Below are 15,988 nucleotides of genomic sequence, written 5' to 3' on the forward strand. Positions count from 1 at the left end.
TAAGCTCTCTAGCGCCGATGGTAGTTGGGACCTTGTCCCTGTGAGAGTAGGACGTCGCCAAGCAAGAACCTAAGTTATTTTGACTTAGGTTTTTTTGTGTTTATTTTTATTTACCGAATGCTATAATCCGTAAATTTAATAAAGCTACAGACGAAAAAAGAATGAAGTAGAGACTCTTTAAAATAATAGTAATGATTTTTTGTGTTCCTGATTTTCCTAATGTCGCTAAAGTAATACTTAAAATAGGACACATTATTTCTATCATAAGTATATATTTTAAATAATGAGATGCTATAAATAAATATTTAATAATTACAGAAATTACTGCAATAGAGAAAAATAAATAGGATAATAGCAAAGTTCTTTCTTTAACAGTTATCCTCCTTAGAAATTAAATCTTTATAATAATACAAGAGTGTATATATTTTGATTAAAAACATACTGAAGTGCTATTTAAACGATAAATACATAAAATAGATCTCTAGAAATATATATTCTAATTCCCTTTTCTTCTTGTATATAGTTGCAATTCTTCTTTTGAATATAACTAAAACACGAACGTTATTGACTGCTAATAAAAAAACATTCGATTATTTATTGACATTGTTTATGAAATATTGTTAATATAGCCATAGAAACAATAATATAAGACCTCATATAATCGCGGGGATATGGCCTGCAAGTCTCTACCTAACGACCGTTATTCGTTAGACTATGAGGGAAAGTCACTCGGTATTTTTCTATTCACAAGGGATACGTATGCCTGAGTAGAGCGCTTTCTCTCATAGTAAAAGAGAAACTGTTCTATTTCAGGCTTTTTTTATTTGAATCGGGGGGATTCTAATATGAAATCACTAGTTGGAGTCATAATGGGAAGTACGTCAGACTGGGAAACAATGAAATATGCTTGTGACATTTTAGATGAATTAAATATACCGTATGAGAAAAAAGTTGTATCCGCTCATCGGACTCCGGATTATATGTTTGAATATGCAGAGACGGCTCGTGAACGTGGATTGAAAGTTATTATTGCTGGAGCTGGTGGAGCAGCACATTTACCAGGAATGGTTGCAGCGAAGACAAATCTTCCTGTAATTGGAGTGCCAGTTCAATCAAAAGCATTAAACGGCTTAGATTCATTATTATCCATCGCCCAAATGCCAGGAGGTGTTCCAGTTGCAACTGTTGCAATTGGTAAAGCCGGTTCAACGAATGCTGGATTACTTGCCGCACAAATACTTGGATCATTTCATGATGATATACATGATGCATTAGAATTGAGACGAGAAGCGATTGAAAAAGATGTGCGTGAAGGTAGTGAGCTAGTATGACGAGAATCATTTTACCTGGAAAAACAATCGGTATTATTGGAGGCGGCCAGCTAGGAAGAATGATGGCATTGGCAGCTAAGGAGATGGGATATAAAATTGCTGTTTTAGATCCTACAAAGCATTCGCCATGTGCACAAGTTGCTGATATTGAAATTGTTGCACCATATGATGATTTAAAAGCAATTCAGCATTTAGCAGAGATAAGTGATGTTGTCACATATGAATTTGAGAATATTGATTATAGATGTTTACAATGGCTTGAAAAACATGCGTACTTACCACAAGGTAGTCAGTTGTTAAATACAACGCAAAATCGTTTTACAGAAAAGAATGCGATTGAGAAGGCTGGGTTACCAGTAGCAACGTATAGATTAGTTCAAAATCAAAATCAGCTTACAGAAGCAATTGCTGGGTTATCATTCCCTTCCGTCTTAAAAACGACGACAGGTGGATATGATGGGAAAGGGCAAGTTGTTTTAAGAAGTGAAGCTGATGTTGAGGCAGCAAGAAATCTTGTGGATAAAGCAGAATGTATTTTAGAGAAATGGGTGCCTTTTGAAAAAGAAGTATCAGTTATTGTGATTCGTAGTGTAAGTGGTGAAACAAAAGTGTTTCCAGTAGCAGAAAATATTCATGTAAATAACATTTTACATGAATCTATCGTTCCAGCTCGCATTACAGAAGAGCTTTCTCAAAAAGCAATTGCGTATGCAAAGGTACTTGCGGATGAATTAGAACTTGTGGGAACACTAGCTGTAGAGATGTTTGCTACAGATAATGGTGAGATTTATATTAATGAATTAGCGCCAAGACCTCACAATTCAGGACACTATACACAGGATGCATGTGAAACGAGTCAATTTGGTCAACATATTCGAGCAATCTGTAATTTACCTCTAGGAGAAACAAATTTGTTAAAACCAGTTGTCATGGTAAACATTTTAGGCGAACATATAGAAGGGGTCCTAAGACAAGTGAATAGATTAACCGGGTGCTATTTACACTTGTATGGAAAAGAAGAAGCAAAAGCACAGCGAAAAATGGGGCATGTTAATATTTTAAATGATAATATTGAAGTCGCTCTAGAAAAAGCGAAGAGTTTGCATATTTGGGACCATCAAGAACAACTGTTGGAGGGAAAAAGATGATTAGTCGTTATACACGCCCTGAAATGGGTGCGATTTGGACGGAAGAGAACAAATTTAAAGCGTGGTTAGAAGTTGAGATTTTAGCTTGTGAAGCATGGGCTGAGCTTGGCGATATTCCAAAAGAAGATGTTAAAAAAATTCGTGAACATGCATCATTTGATATTGATCGTATTTATGAAATTGAAAAAGAAACACGTCATGACGTAGTTGCATTCACTCGTGCTGTATCAGAAACGCCAGCATTAGGCGAAGAACGTAAATGGGTTCATTACGGTTTAACATCTACAGATGTAGTAGATACAGCATTATCTTACATCTTAAAACAAGCGAATGAAATTATATTAAAAGACTTAGAGAACTTTGTAAGCATTTTAGCTAACAAAGCGAAAGAGCATAAATACACAATCATGATGGGAAGAACACACGGTGTTCATGCAGAACCAACGACATTTGGTTTAAAACTTGGTCTTTGGTATGAAGAGATGAAGCGTAACGTAGAGCGTTTCAAACAAGCTGCTGATACAGTTCGTGTTGGTAAACTATCTGGTGCGGTTGGTACATATGCAAATATCGATCCATTCGTAGAAAAATATGTTTGTGAAAATTTAGGATTAGAAGCAGCACCAATTTCAACACAAACATTGCAACGTGATCGTCACGCACACTACATGTCAACACTTGCACTAATTGCAACATCTATCGAAAAGATGGCAGTTGAGATTCGTGGTTTACAAAAGAGTGAAACACGTGAAGTTGAAGAAGCTTTCGCAAAAGGGCAAAAGGGTTCTTCTGCAATGCCACATAAACGTAATCCAATTGGTTCTGAAAATATGACTGGTTTAGCTCGTGTTATCCGCGGTTATATGATGACAGCTTACGAAAATGTTCCATTATGGCATGAGCGTGACATTTCTCACTCTTCGGCAGAACGCGTAATTTTACCAGATGCTACAATCGCATTAAATTACATGTTAAATCGCTTTGGTAATATTGTTAAAAACTTAACTGTATACCCAGAGAATATGAAACGTAATATGACAAGAACATACGGCTTAATTTATTCTCAGCGCGTAATGCTTACACTAATCGACAAAGGTATGGTACGTGAAGAAGCTTATGATATCGTACAGCCTAAAGCGATGGAAGCTTGGGAAACACAAGTACAATTTAAAGAGCTTGTAGAAGCTGATGAGCGTATTACAAGCAAGTTAACACAAGAAGAAATTAATGAATGCTTCAACTATGAGCATCATATGCAACACGTTGATACAATCTTTGAACGCCTTGGATTAAACGAAGCGTAAAATTTCATATGGCACAGAATAGAGTCATTCTGTGCCATTCTTTATAAAAATATTATTCACATTTTTCAAACTACAGGGGGCTTGCGAAATGCAAAAGCTAGAATTGCTGTATGAAGGTAAGGCAAAAAGAATTTATCGTACAGAATCAGCAGATATGGTTTGGGTAGAGTACAAAGATAGTGCGACTGCTTTCAATGGGGAGAAAAAAGAGACGATTACAGGAAAAGGTCGTTTGAACAATGAAATTACAACTTTATTGTTCAGAAAGTTACAAGAAGTGGGAATTAAAACACATTTTGTTGAGAAGTTATCTGAGACAGAACAACTTGTTAAAAAAGTGAGTATTATTCCTTTAGAAGTTGTCACAAGAAATGTAATTGCAGGAAGTCTTTCAAAACGATTAGGAATGGAAGAGGGAACTGTACTTGCAGAACCAATCGTAGAATTTTACTTCAAAGATGATGATTTAGGAGATCCGCTTGTAACGGAAGATCATATTCGTGTATTAAACGTTGCATCGCCAGAGCAAGTAAGTGTATTACGAGATATGGCTCTACAAATCAATCAAGTGTTGATTGATCATTTCGCAAGCTGTCGTGTAAGATTAGTAGATTTCAAATTAGAGTTTGGTGTAACGGAAGAAGGAGAAATCATTTTAGCGGATGAAATTTCACCAGATACTTGCCGTTTATGGGATGAAACGAGCAATGAAAAGTTTGATAAAGACGTATTCCGTCGTGATCTTGGAAATTTAACAGATGCTTATGAAGAGATTTTAAAACGTTTAGGGGGAATTTCACATGTATAAAGTTAAGGTATATGTAACATTAAGAGAAAGCGTATTAGATCCACAAGGAACAGCAGTAAAAGGAGCACTTCATAGTCTTTCATTTACAGAAGTACAAGACGTTCGAATCGGAAAGTACATGGAACTAACAATTGATAAATCTGTATCTGATTTAGATAGCAAGGTAAAAGAAATGTGTGAAAAACTATTAGCGAACGTTGTAATGGAAGACTTCCGTTATGAAGTTGAGGAGGTTGTCGCACAGTGAAATTTGCCGTAATAGTATTTCCGGGTTCGAACTGTGATGTCGATATGTTCCATGCAATTAAAGATGAGCTTGGCGAAGAAGTAGATTACGTTTGGCACGATACAGAGAATTTAGATGAATATGATGCAATTCTACTACCAGGTGGATTTTCTTATGGTGACTACTTACGCTGCGGTGCTATCTCTCGCTTTGCTAATGCAATGAAAGCAGTGCAAAAAGCTGCTGAGCAAGGAAAGCCGATTTTAGGTGTATGTAATGGATTCCAGATTCTTGTTGAATCAGGATTACTACCAGGAGCGTTAATGAGAAACGAAAACTTAAAATTTATGTGTCGCACTGTTCAGTTACGTGTTGAAAATAATGAAACGATGTTTACATCACAATATGAAAAAGATGAAATAATTAATATTCCAATTGCGCATGGTGAGGGGAATTACTATTGTGATGAAGCGACTCTTAAACAATTAGAAGAGAACAATCAAATCGCATTCCGTTACGTAGAAAACCCTAACGGTAGCGTTTCAGATATTGCTGGTATTGTAAATGAAAAAGGAAATGTACTTGGTATGATGCCGCACCCAGAGCGTGCTGTAGATGAATTACTTGGCGGTGCTGAAGGGTTAAAAGTCTTTCAATCTATCTTAAAACAGTGGAGGGAAACATATGTCGTTAATGCTTGAACCAAATCCAACACAAATTAAAGAAGAGCGTATATATGCGGAAATGGGGTTAACAGACGAAGAGTTTGCCATGGTTGAAAAGATTTTAGGTCGTCTGCCAAATTATACAGAAACAGGGTTATTCTCTGTAATGTGGTCTGAACATTGTAGTTATAAAAATTCAAAACCAGTGCTTCGAAAATTCCCAACAACAGGTGAGCGTGTTCTACAAGGGCCTGGGGAAGGTGCTGGAATTGTAGATATCGGTGATAATCAAGCAGTTGTATTTAAAATGGAAAGTCATAACCATCCTTCAGCTATTGAACCATATCAAGGAGCTGCAACAGGTGTTGGTGGTATTATTCGTGACGTATTCTCTATGGGAGCACGTCCGGTAGCTCTATTAAACTCACTTCGTTTCGGTGAATTACAGTCACCACGTGTGAAATATTTATTCGAAGAAGTAGTAGCAGGAATTGCAGGATACGGTAACTGCATCGGTATTCCGACTGTTGGCGGCGAAGTACAATTTGATCCATGTTATGAAGGAAATCCACTTGTAAATGCAATGTGCGTAGGTTTGATTAACCACGAAGACATTAAAAAAGGGCAAGCACATGGTGCTGGTAACACAGTAATGTACGTAGGAGCATCAACTGGTCGTGACGGTATTCACGGTGCAACATTCGCGTCGGAAGAACTATCTGAAAGCTCAGAAGCGAAACGTCCAGCGGTTCAAGTAGGGGATCCATTTATGGAAAAACTTCTTATTGAAGCGTGTTTAGAATTAATTCAATCTGATGCACTTGTTGGAATTCAAGATATGGGTGCGGCTGGTTTAACATCATCATCTGCAGAAATGGCAAGTAAAGCAGGAATGGGTATTGAAATGTACTTAGATGATGTACCACAGCGTGAAACAGGAATGACACCATATGAAATGATGCTATCTGAATCACAAGAGCGTATGTTAATTGTCGTGAAAAAAGGTAGAGAACAAGAAATAGTAGATTTATTTGAGAAGTATGGTCTTGCAGCGGTTACGATGGGGAAAGTAACAGAAGATAAAATGCTTCGTTTATTCCATAAAGGTGAAAAGGTAGCTGAAGTTCCAGCAGATGCTTTAGCAGAAGAAGCACCAATTTATCATAAGCCATCAAAAGAAGCAGCATACTTTGCTGAATTCCAAGCAATGAAAATGGAAACGCCAAAAGTAGAAAATTATAAAGAAACGTTATTCGCTTTATTACAGCAACCAACAATTGCAAGTAAAGAGTGGGTATACGATCAATACGATTACCAAGTTCGCACAAGCACAGTTGTTACGCCAGGTTCAGATGCTGCAGTTGTACGTGTACGCGGTACAGAAAAAGGATTAGCAATGACGACAGATTGTAACTCTCGCTACATTTATCTAGACCCAGAGATGGGCGGTAAAATTGCAGTAGCAGAGGCAGCGCGTAATATCGTATGTTCTGGCGGAGAGCCACTTGCAATTACAGATTGCTTAAACTTCGGTAACCCAGAAAAACCAGAAATCTTCTGGCAAATTGAGAAATCAGTAGACGGTATGAGTGAAGCTTGTCGCACATTACAAACACCAGTTATCGGCGGAAACGTATCGATGTATAACGAGCGTAGTGGTGAAGCTGTATATCCAACACCAACTGTTGGGATGGTCGGACTTGTGCATGACTTAAAACATGTAACAACACAAGAGTTTAAGCAAGCTGGTGATTTAGTGTATGTAATTGGTGAGACGAAAGCTGAGTTTGGCGGAAGTGAATTACAGAAAATGATTCACGGCAAAATTTTCGGTCAATCACCAAGTATCGATTTAGATGTAGAATTAAAACGCCAAAAACAAGTATTAGGAGCAATTCAAGCTGGTCTTGTTCAATCTGCACATGATGTTGCTGAAGGTGGTTTAGCAGTTGCGATTTCAGAAAGTGCAATTGGTGCTAAAGGCTTAGGTGCTACTGTGAAATTAGATGGAGAAGCAACAGCAGCATTATTCGCTGAATCACAGTCTCGCTTCGTGATAACTGTAAAACGTGAAAATAAAGAGGCGTTTGAGAAAGTGGTAGAAGCAATCCAAGTTGGAGAAGTAACAAGTACAAATGAAGTAACAATTCATAATGAAGAAAATGAAGTATTACTTACAGCAAATGTAGATGAAATGAGAAAGGCTTGGAAAGGGGCAATCCCATGCTTGCTGAAATAAAGGGGTTAAACGAAGAATGTGGCGTTTTCGGAATTTGGGGGCATGAAAATGCAGCACAAGTTTCATACTACGGATTGCACAGTTTACAGCACCGTGGGCAAGAAGGCGCAGGCATTGTCGTAAATAATGGGGAAAAAATCGTCGGTCACAAGGGGTTAGGTTTAATATCAGAAGTGTTTTCAAGAGGTGAGCTAGAAGGGTTAAATGGAAAATCAGCGATCGGACATGTACGATATGCAACAGCTGGTGGAAGTGAAGTTGCTAACGTTCAACCATTGTTGTTCCGTTTTTCCGATCATAGTATGGCGTTAGCTCATAACGGAAATTTAATTAACGCAAAAATGCTTCGTCGTGAATTAGAAGCAGAGGGCAGTATTTTTCAAACTAGTTCAGATACAGAAGTACTTTTACATCTTATTAAACGTAGTACGAAAGATTCTTTAATTGAAAGTGTAAAAGAAGCTTTAAACAAAGTGAAAGGTGCGTTTGCGTATCTTTTACTAACTGGAAATGAAATGATCGTTGCATTAGATCCGAATGGGTTCCGTCCGCTTTCAATTGGAAAGATGGGGGATGCTTACGTTGTAGCATCTGAAACATGTGCTTTTGATGTAGTAGGTGCAACATACATTCGTGATGTAGAACCGGGTGAATTACTTATCATTAATGATGAAGGAATTCACGTAGATCGTTTCACAAACGATGTAGAACATGCAATTTGTAGTATGGAATACATTTACTTTGCACGACCAGATTCTAATATTGCAGGCGTTAACGTTCATGCAGCACGTAAGAATATGGGGAAACGTTTAGCGGCAGAAGCTCCTATTGAAGCAGATGTTGTTACTGGTGTACCAGACTCTAGTATTTCAGCTGCGATTGGCTATGCGGAGGCAACAGGTATTCCATATGAGTTAGGATTAATTAAAAATCGTTACGTTGGACGTACGTTTATTCAACCTTCTCAGGAACTGCGAGAGCAAGGGGTTAAGATGAAGCTTTCCGCAGTAAGAGGTGTAGTTGAAGGGAAACGAGTTGTTATGATTGATGACTCTATCGTAAGAGGAACGACAAGTAAACGAATTGTTCGTATGCTTCGTGAAGCTGGAGCGACAGAAGTTCACGTAAGAATTGCTTCACCACCTCTGAAATATCCATGTTTCTATGGCATTGATATTCAAACGAGAAAAGAATTAATTGCAGCAAATCATACAGTAGAAGAAATCCGTGAAATGATCGGAGCAGATTCTTTAACATTTTTAAGCGAAGATGGATTAGTAGATGCAATTGGACGTCCATATGAAGGGAAATATGGTGGCCTATGCATGGCTTACTTTAATGGGGACTATCCAACAGCTCTTTATGATTATGAGCAAGAGCTTTTAGAAAGTATGAAATAAGAAAAGTGAAACAAGCTTCTACTTCTTTTGATGTAGAAGCTAGCTCCTTTCTTAAAATAGCCCGCCCTGGATGGGGAGAAATTAAAAGACGAGGTGTAAATAACGATGGCGAATGCATATAAGCAAGCAGGAGTAGATATTGAAGCTGGATATGAAGCGGTATCTCGCATGAAAAAACACGTACAAACAACTATGAGAAAAGAAGTACTAGGCGGTTTAGGCGGTTTTGGAGGTATGTTTGATCTATCAAAATTTGCATTAGAAGAACCTGTATTAGTATCTGGAACAGATGGCGTGGGAACGAAATTGATGCTCGCTTTTATGGCAGATAAACATGACACAATTGGTATTGATGCAGTAGCAATGTGTGTAAATGATATTGTTGTCCAAGGAGCAGAGCCGCTTTTCTTCCTTGATTATATTGCTTGTGGTAAAGCTGAACCTAGTAAAATTGAAAACATCGTCAAAGGTATATCAGAGGGCTGTCGCCAAGCTGGTTGTGCATTAATCGGTGGAGAAACAGCTGAAATGCCAGGAATGTATTCTACGGAAGAATATGATTTAGCTGGTTTTACAGTTGGGATTGTTGATAAAAAGAAAATTGTAACAGGTGAAAAGATTGAAGCTGGTCACGTGCTAATTGGCTTAGCATCTAGCGGTATTCATAGCAATGGTTACTCTTTAGTACGAAAAGTGTTACTAGAAGATGGGGAACTATCTTTAGAGCGTATTTATGGCCGCTTAGAACTACCTCTTGGTGAAGAATTATTAAAACCAACGAAAATTTATGTCAAACCTATTTTAGAACTATTGAAGAAACATGAAGTATACGGTATGGCGCATATTACAGGTGGTGGATTTATTGAAAATATTCCACGCATGTTGCCAGAAGGAATCGGTGCCGAGATTGAACTAGGATCTTGGGAAATTCAGCCGATCTTTAGTTTGCTTCAAGAAGTTGGAAAACTGGAAGAAAAAGAAATGTTCAATATTTTTAACATGGGTATTGGTATGGTAGTAGCAGTGAAGGAAGAAGATGCAAAAGATGTTGTTCGTCTTCTTGAAGAGCAAGGAGAAATGGCTCGTATTATTGGACGTACTATACAAGGAGCTGGCGTTACTTTTAATGGGGGCACAGCACTATGAGTAGATTAGCAGTTTTTGCTTCTGGAAGCGGATCTAACTTTCAATCTCTCGTTAATGCGGTAGAAGAAAAAAGATTGGATGCAGAAATTAGTTTATTAGTATGTGATAAACCAGAAGCACGCGCTGTTGGACGGGCAAATTATCATCATATTCCGTGTTTTGCTTTTTCAGCGAAAGCATATGAGTCAAAAGAAGCATTTGAAAAAGAGATATTAAAGAAGCTAGAAGAATATGAAATTGATTATGTTATTTTAGCTGGATATATGCGGTTAATCGGGCCGACGTTACTAGAAGCATACGGCGGGAAGATTATTAATATTCATCCATCATTACTACCGAGCTTTCCGGGTAAAGATGCTGTCGGTCAAGCGTTAGAAGCAGGTGTGAAAGTAACTGGAGTAACAATTCATTATGTAGATGCAGGTATGGATACAGGGCCAATTATTGCGCAAGAAGCAGTGGTTGTTTCTGAAGGGGATACGAGAGAAAGTTTACAAAAGAAAATTCAACAAGTTGAACATAAATTATACGTAAATACAGTGAATCAAATTGTTCAGTCTGTGAAAGAATCAACTGTTAACTAACATACAACCAGGGGTGAAGGATAAATGAAAAAGCGTGCATTAGTAAGTGTTTCAGATAAAACAGGAGTAGTAGAATTTGTTAAAGGGTTACTAGAACAAGGGATTGAAGTTATTTCAACAGGTGGTACGAAAAAGTTATTAGAAGAAAACGGTTTACAAGTAATTGGTATTTCTGAAGTAACTGGTTTCCCTGAAATTATGGATGGCCGTGTGAAAACGTTACATCCAAATATTCATGGTGGTCTATTAGCAGTTCGTGATAATGAAACACATGTAACACAAATGAATGAATTAGGTATGGAGCCAATTGACTTTGTTGTTGTTAACTTATATCCATTTAAAGAAACAATCGCTAAGCCTGATGTAACATTTGCTGATGCAATTGAAAATATTGATATCGGTGGCCCGACAATGATTCGCTCTGCTGCGAAAAATCATAAATTCGTATCTGTAATTGTAGATCCAGTAGATTATGATATTGTGTTAGCAGAACTGAAAGAGAACGGTGAAGTAGCAGAGGAAACAAAACGTAAACTAGCAGCGAAAGTATTCCGTCATACAGCAGCGTATGATGCGTTAATTTCTAACTACTTAACAGAGCAAATGGGTGAAGAAAGTCCAGAAACATTAACTGTGACATTTGAGAAAAAGCAAGACTTACGTTATGGCGAGAACCCACATCAAAAGGCAACTTTCTATAAAGCGCCATTCGCAGCAACTTCTTCTGTTGCATACGCAGAACAATTACACGGTAAAGAATTATCGTATAACAATATTAATGATGCAGACGCAGCACTTAGCATAGTAAAAGAATTTACAGAACCAGCAGTAGTAGCAGTAAAACATATGAATCCATGTGGTGTTGGAGTAGGAACTGATATTCACGAAGCATATACTCGCGCTTATGAAGCAGATCCAGTATCAATTTTCGGCGGTATTATTGCAGCAAATCGTGAAATTGATAAAGCTACAGCAGAAAAGTTACATGAAATTTTCTTAGAAATTGTTATCGCACCTTCGTTCTCGCAAGAAGCTTTAGAAGTGTTGCAAAGTAAGAAGAACTTACGTTTATTAACTATAAATATTGAAAAAGCGACAAGTGCAAGCAAAAAACTAACTTCTGTACAAGGTGGACTTCTCGTTCAAGAAGAAGATACGTTATCATTAGATGAAAGTACAATTTCAATTCCAACGAAACGTGAACCTTCAGAGCAAGAATGGAAAGATTTAAAACTAGCTTGGAAAGTTGTAAAACATGTGAAATCAAACGCAATTGTTTTAGCGAAAGATGACATGACAATTGGCGTCGGTGCGGGACAGATGAACCGTGTAGGTTCTGCAAAAATCGCAATTACACAAGCTGGTGAAAAAGCACAAGGTAGCGCACTTGCATCTGATGCTTTCTTCCCAATGCCAGATACATTAGAAGAAGCAGCAAAAGCAGGAATTACAGCAATCATTCAACCAGGCGGATCAATCCGTGATGAAGATTCTATTAAAGTGGCAGATACGTATGGGATTGCTATGGTGTTCACTGGCGTACGTCATTTCAAACACTAATAGAGGATGTTTAAAAAGTCCGGTTAAGATAACCTTCGCATGTCGTCGTTGCATCGCCAGTGCGGTACTCATGTAGGAAAACTACACTCCGTGTCCTCCTGGCAAATGCGCCTAGACCTGCTCGGTTCTCTTAATCCTCCTTTTTAAACCTTTATTGAGATGGATGTTTAAAAAGTCCGGTCGAGATAACCTTTACATGTCGTCGTTGCATCGCCAGTGCGGTACTCATGTAGGAAAGCTACACTCCGTGTCCTCCTGGCAAATGCGCCTAGACCTGCTCGGTTCTCTTAATCCTCCTTTTTAAACTTTTATTGATATGGATGTTTAAAAAGTCCGGTCGAGATAACCTTTACATGTCGTCGTTGCATCGCCAGTGCGGTACTCATGTAGGAAAACTACACTCCGTGTCCTCCTGGCAAATGCGCCTAGACCTGCTCGGTTCTCTTAATCCTCCTTTTTAAACCTTTATTGATATGGATGTTTAAAAAGTCCGGTCAAGATAACCTTTTATTGATATGAAAAAGCAAACTAGGAGCATAGCTTCTAGTTTGTACTTATTTAATTATTGGGGGATGAAATATGAATGTTTTAGTAATTGGCCGCGGTGGGCGTGAGCATGCTTTAGCTTGGAAGTTTGCACAATCTGAAAAAGTAGAAAAGGTATATGTAGCACCAGGTAATGAAGGTATGAGAGATGTTGCAACACCAGTTGATATTGATGAAAATGATTTTGATGCATTAGTTTTATTTGCAAAAGAGAATAATGTTGAGTTAACTTTCGTTGGACCAGAAATTCCGCTTATGAATGGAATTGTTGATTGTTTTAAAGAAGAGGGACTTCGCGTATTTGGTCCGAATAAAGCGGCTGCTGTTATTGAAGGTAGTAAAGCTTTTACAAAAGAGCTTATGAAAAAGTATGATATTCCAACTGCGGCGTACGAAACTTTTACAGATTATGAAGAAGCAGTACAGTACATTCAAAAAGTTGGTGCACCAATCGTTATTAAAGCTGACGGCCTAGCTGCGGGTAAAGGGGTAACGGTAGCAATGACGCTTGAAGAGGCATTACAAGCTGTGAAAGAAATGCTACAAGATGTGAAATTCGGCGCGGCAAGTAAGAAGATCGTTATTGAAGAGTTTTTAGATGGACAAGAATTTTCATTAATGGCATTCGTGAATGGAACAACTGTACATCCAATGGTAATCGCCCAAGATCATAAAAGAGCTTTTGATGGTGATAAAGGTCCAAATACGGGCGGAATGGGTGCATATTCTCCAGTACCACAAATTCCAGAATCAGCAGTTCAAGAAGCGATTCAAACCGTATTACATCCAACTGCTAAGGCGATGATTGCAGAAAACCGTTCGTTTACAGGTATTTTATACGCAGGTCTTATTTTAACAAATGATGGTCCAAAGGTAATTGAATTTAATGCACGCTTCGGTGATCCTGAAACAGAAGTTGTATTACCTCGCTTAGAAAATGATTTAGTTGACGTATGTAACGCTGTATTAGATGAAAGTGAACTAACGTTACAATGGTCAGAAGAAGCTGTAATCGGTGTTGTACTTGCTTCTAAAGGATATCCAGAAGCATATAAAAAAGGTGATATTATTAGTGGACTAGATGCACTGCAAGATGTGATTGTTTTCCATGCAGGTACAGCAATGAAACATGGGGACTTTGTAACGAACGGTGGCCGTGTATTATTTGTTGCTTGTAAGGCAAATAGTTTACAAGAAGCAAAAGATAAAGTATATAAAGAAATCGGTAAAATTGAGAGTGATGGTCTATTTTATCGAAGTGATATAGGATATCGTGCAATTGGGCATGAGATGACGAAAAGTTAATATGTAAAAATCCCGCTGAGGAATCAGCGGGATTTTTTATGCATCTTTATCTTTTTTTAATTTCCCTTTTTGCTTTGCCATTTCTCGAAGTAAATACTCGATGTGTGCATTGACGCTACGAAATTCATCATTTGCCCATTTTTCGATGACTGCGTGTAATTCAGGATCAATACGTAATGGAAAGCTTTTCTTTTTAGCCATAATTACTTATAGCCCTTAGTATAGGCTTCCTGTATTAATAACTGGTTGCGCACCTTTATCTGAAACGATGGCAACTAATAAGTTGTTTACCATATTTGCTTTACGCTCGTCATCGAGTTCTAGTACGCCTTCTTCATCTAACATATGGATGGAATCTTTCGCCATCTTCACAGCACCTTCAACAATTTCTTTTCTAGCAGCTAATACTGCTTTTGCTTGCTGGCGTTGTAGCATTGCATGGGCAATTTCTGTTGCGTAAGCTAAGTGCGTTAAACGAGTTTCTAATACTTCTACACCAGCAATTTCAAGACGCGCCTCTAACTCACGTTTTAATTCTTCAGAGATTTCTTCAGTATTTCCGCGTAACGTAACACAGGTTTCATCTTGGAAATTGTCATAAGGATATTTTGTTGCAACATGGCGGATTGCCGTTTCGCTTTGAATTTCTACAAATCGATCATAATGTTCAACACCAAACATTGCTTTTGCAGAATCAACAACTTTATATACGATAACAGCTGCAATTTCAATTGGATTTCCATCAACGTCATTTACTTTTAATTTTTTACTGTTAAAGTTTTCAACACGTAAAGATACAGTTTGACGGAATGCGAACGGAATCGTTAAAAATAAACCGTTTTGACGAATTGTTCCTAAATAATTACCGAAGAACGTAATAACCTTCGCTTGATTCGGTTGAACAATACCGATACCTGTAGCGAGAACTGCGGCTAATATAATAGTTAGTGCCGCTCCTATGAAAATTTCTTGTGCAAGGAAAAATACACCGATAGCAGCTAAAATCAAAATTCCAATAATACCGAGAAAACCATTTACATAAAATACTTGTTTTTCTTTCATATGATCGCCTCCTGATATAAAAATGATATCACTTTTATATCATTTTAAGCAAGAGGTATGCACCTAATTTTCTGAATTTTATTGATTGATATCTTTTATATACATTTTAAGGCTGAAAAAGAGAATGTACGTTCTGTTTTATGGTAAAATAAAGAAGACTTAACCGCCCACTGCAGCAGCTAAGTCCCTTTGAGAGCATCTTGCATCGTGACAAATGATTCAAAGCGGTTTTGCCAGGATTATATTTTCAATCGCTGACTCAATCTCTTTGTCAGAAGCGTCATAACTTCCTTTTGACTTTGGCTTGTCATGAGTGGAAGTTTGATTCACTTCTTCTTTAGCATGTCCTTTTTCAGCAAAATTCATGCTAGGCATTTTAAATGCCCCCATATTCATGTATTTTCCGAATTTCCACATTTCAACAACAGGGCAGAAACGAACAATTCCTTCTGCAACTTTCATTGCACCAATCCATAGAAAAATGTTAGACCAAGTGCACCACGGCTTGCGTACAAGTTTAGTTGCACTACATCCGAAGAGGACAAGCCCAAGTGTAATTCGAATTAGAGCGTTTATTGTCCCGATATTTTGCTTCATTAGAAAAACACTCCTTTTTATGAAAGTTGAAATAGATAATACTATTTCTTTTATTAGTATCCCGTTT

General features: G+C 37.8%; 16 protein-coding genes and 1 riboswitch. Of the genes, 12 read left to right on the forward strand and 4 right to left on the reverse strand.

Annotated features, from left to right (window positions below; genetic code table 11):
• Positions 1-106: 106 nt before the first annotated feature.
• Entirely contained in the window at positions 107-358 is a 252-nt protein-coding gene (locus MR136_RS25840) for a hypothetical protein (RefSeq protein ID WP_000927500.1), read from the reverse strand.
• 275 nt (positions 359-633) lie between these two features.
• A riboswitch (purine riboswitch) is annotated at positions 634-735 on the forward strand.
• A gap of 110 nt (positions 736-845) precedes the next feature.
• On the opposite strand from MR136_RS25840, the gene purE reads away from it, so the two are divergent.
• From purE to purD, 12 genes are all read left to right on the forward strand, one after another.
• Entirely contained in the window at positions 846-1,331 is a 486-nt protein-coding gene (gene purE, locus MR136_RS25845; RefSeq protein ID WP_000839365.1) for a 5-(carboxyamino)imidazole ribonucleotide mutase, read from the forward strand.
• Positions 1,328-2,479 carry a 5-(carboxyamino)imidazole ribonucleotide synthase gene (gene purK, locus MR136_RS25850; protein ID WP_017674264.1) on the forward strand — a complete coding sequence of 384 codons (1,152 nt, stop codon included), beginning with the start codon at positions 1,328-1,330 and terminating at the stop codon, positions 2,477-2,479. Before purE ends, purK begins: the two co-directional genes overlap by 4 nt.
• Positions 2,476-3,783, forward strand: coding sequence for an adenylosuccinate lyase (gene purB, locus MR136_RS25855; protein ID WP_000625682.1), 1,308 nt, complete (start codon positions 2,476-2,478; stop codon positions 3,781-3,783). Before purK ends, purB begins: the two co-directional genes overlap by 4 nt.
• A gap of 88 nt (positions 3,784-3,871) precedes the next feature.
• Entirely contained in the window at positions 3,872-4,591 is a 720-nt protein-coding gene (purC, locus tag MR136_RS25860; RefSeq protein WP_001170544.1) for a phosphoribosylaminoimidazolesuccinocarboxamide synthase, read from the forward strand.
• Entirely contained in the window at positions 4,584-4,838 is a 255-nt protein-coding gene (gene purS / locus MR136_RS25865; protein ID WP_000278823.1) for a phosphoribosylformylglycinamidine synthase subunit PurS, read from the forward strand. Before purC ends, purS begins: the two co-directional genes overlap by 8 nt.
• Positions 4,835-5,518: a phosphoribosylformylglycinamidine synthase subunit PurQ gene (gene purQ, locus MR136_RS25870; protein ID WP_017674263.1), complete on the forward strand. Its 684-nt coding sequence runs from the start codon at positions 4,835-4,837 to the stop codon at positions 5,516-5,518. Before purS ends, purQ begins: the two co-directional genes overlap by 4 nt.
• Positions 5,502-7,721, forward strand: a complete 2,220-nt coding sequence (purL, locus tag MR136_RS25875) for a phosphoribosylformylglycinamidine synthase II (protein ID WP_017674262.1) — start codon at positions 5,502-5,504, stop codon at positions 7,719-7,721. Before purQ ends, purL begins: the two co-directional genes overlap by 17 nt.
• The gene (gene purF, locus MR136_RS25880; protein WP_000879025.1) at positions 7,706-9,121 is read left to right on the forward strand and encodes an amidophosphoribosyltransferase; all 1,416 of its coding nucleotides are present in this window, start codon (positions 7,706-7,708) and stop codon (positions 9,119-9,121) included. Before purL ends, purF begins: the two co-directional genes overlap by 16 nt.
• 105 nt (positions 9,122-9,226) lie before the next feature.
• Positions 9,227-10,267 (forward strand): phosphoribosylformylglycinamidine cyclo-ligase, encoded by a 1,041-nt coding sequence (gene purM, locus MR136_RS25885; RefSeq protein ID WP_001262439.1) that lies wholly within the window; start codon positions 9,227-9,229, stop codon positions 10,265-10,267.
• Entirely contained in the window at positions 10,264-10,851 is a 588-nt protein-coding gene (gene purN / locus MR136_RS25890) for a phosphoribosylglycinamide formyltransferase (protein ID WP_000088589.1), read from the forward strand. Before purM ends, purN begins: the two co-directional genes overlap by 4 nt.
• 24 nt (positions 10,852-10,875) lie before the next feature.
• Positions 10,876-12,411, forward strand: coding sequence for a bifunctional phosphoribosylaminoimidazolecarboxamide formyltransferase/IMP cyclohydrolase (gene purH, locus MR136_RS25895; RefSeq protein ID WP_000745439.1), 1,536 nt, complete (start codon positions 10,876-10,878; stop codon positions 12,409-12,411).
• Between the two features lie 579 nt (positions 12,412-12,990).
• Complete coding sequence (gene purD, locus MR136_RS25900) at positions 12,991-14,262, forward strand: phosphoribosylamine--glycine ligase (protein WP_001101962.1); 1,272 nt, start codon at positions 12,991-12,993, stop codon at positions 14,260-14,262.
• A 36-nt stretch (positions 14,263-14,298) separates the two neighbouring features.
• Here the strand turns inward: purD and MR136_RS25905 are convergent, their stop codons facing one another.
• The 3 genes from MR136_RS25905 to MR136_RS25915 form a co-directional block, all read right to left on the reverse strand.
• Positions 14,299-14,463 carry a type II toxin-antitoxin system antitoxin gene (locus tag MR136_RS25905; RefSeq protein WP_001085171.1) on the reverse strand — a complete coding sequence of 55 codons (165 nt, stop codon included), beginning with the start codon at positions 14,461-14,463 and terminating at the stop codon, positions 14,299-14,301.
• Positions 14,464-14,478: 15 nt separating this feature from the next.
• Positions 14,479-15,324: an SPFH domain-containing protein gene (locus tag MR136_RS25910; RefSeq protein ID WP_000660669.1), complete on the reverse strand. Its 846-nt coding sequence runs from the start codon at positions 15,322-15,324 to the stop codon at positions 14,479-14,481.
• Between the two features lie 219 nt (positions 15,325-15,543).
• Positions 15,544-15,921, reverse strand: coding sequence for a YgaP family membrane protein (locus tag MR136_RS25915; protein ID WP_000812346.1), 378 nt, complete (start codon positions 15,919-15,921; stop codon positions 15,544-15,546).
• Between the last annotated feature and the right edge of the window lie 67 nt (positions 15,922-15,988).

Source organism: Bacillus cereus group sp. BfR-BA-01311, assembly GCF_022664295.1.
GTDB classification, from domain to species: domain Bacteria; phylum Bacillota; class Bacilli; order Bacillales; family Bacillaceae_G; genus Bacillus_A; species Bacillus_A cereus.